Annotated in this window: 2 protein-coding genes; both read left to right on the forward strand. The window is 63.1% G+C overall.

The genetic code is table 11. The features are described 5' to 3' along the window. Positions 1–188, forward strand: a 188-nt coding sequence (locus EN994_RS32800; RefSeq protein ID WP_281060227.1) for an alanine racemase C-terminal domain-containing protein, incomplete at its 5' end; no start/stop codon positions are given. Between the two features lie 274 nt (positions 189–462). Beyond that, complete coding sequence (gene rnk, locus EN994_RS32805) at positions 463–885, forward strand: nucleoside diphosphate kinase regulator (protein WP_027162554.1); 423 nt, start codon at positions 463–465, stop codon at positions 883–885. Positions 886–1,049: the final 164 nt, after the last annotated feature.

The following is a 1,049-nucleotide window of genomic DNA, read 5'->3' on the forward strand; positions in this document are numbered from 1 at the left end:
TGTCGATGGATTCGATCATTCTCGACATTTCCGCCCTGCCGGCCGGCAGGCTGCGCGAGGGTGATCTGGTCGAACTGCTCGGTCCCTCGCAAAGCGTCGATGACGCCGCCGGCCATGCCGGCACCATCGGCTACGAGATCCTGACCAGCCTCGGTCCGCGCTTCCATCGGCGCTATGTCGGCGGTTGAGCGGTTTGGCCGCGCTTGACAAGCGGACGCCTGTCGGCAAGGCTCCATGCATGAGCAACCCAGCTTATATCAGAACCTTGTTCAGGGTCTGCCCGATCGCGGGATCGTAGCCCCGGCGCGGTCGCCTTTTGGCGTCCGTCCGAACCGGGGCATTTCTACCTGACATTATCATTCCCGAGCCAGACAGCTTCGCGGCTGCCGGTTTTTCATCAAGCCACCGTTTGCGCGGCGGCAGGCGCGCGTCTGTTCGATGCGCCAAGTCATGAGGTTTGCCATGCAACATGCAACAGGATTGCGTCCACCGAGCCGGCTTCTGGTCACCGATGCCGACCATCATAGGCTGACGGGCCTGGCGCGGGCGTCGCTCGACCGCGTGCCCGAGACGGCCGAAGAATTGCTTTCGGAGATGGACCGTGCCGTTGTCACGGCAGCGGCTTCCATGCCGGCCAATGTCGTGCGGATGGGCTCGGCGGTAACAATCCGCAACGATGGCGGCAACATCCAGCGCGTCACGCTGGTCTATCCCGGCGAAGCAGACATCAGTGAAAACAGGATCTCGGTGCTGACGCCGATGGGGACGGCGCTCATCGGCGCGACCGCTGGGCAGACGGTGTGCTGGAGCAGCCGTGGCGGCCGGGAACTGTCGGCGACCATCGAAGTGGTCGATACGCCGGCCTGCGGGCGGGAGGGGGCCTGATCATGGAGACGGTGATGACAGGCGCGAATTTCCAGCTGACGACAAAGGACTTCGCCGTCCTCGAAATCATGTTGGAGCGTCGGCGGGCTTTCGCGGATCCGATTGTTCCAATGCTTGAAGACAAGCTTTCCAAGGCCGAGGTCGTCGCGATGGATTCGGTAGGA

The sequence above is a fragment of the Mesorhizobium sp. M7A.F.Ca.CA.002.09.1.1 genome (assembly GCF_003998555.1).
GTDB lineage: Bacteria > Pseudomonadota > Alphaproteobacteria > Rhizobiales > Rhizobiaceae > Mesorhizobium > Mesorhizobium ciceri.

What these genes read in the sequence shown, in the direction of transcription:
- rnk (WP_027162554.1), top strand. Translation starts at nt 463, where the DNA reads ATGCAACATGCAACAGGATTGCGTCCACCGAGCCGGCTTCTGGTCACC.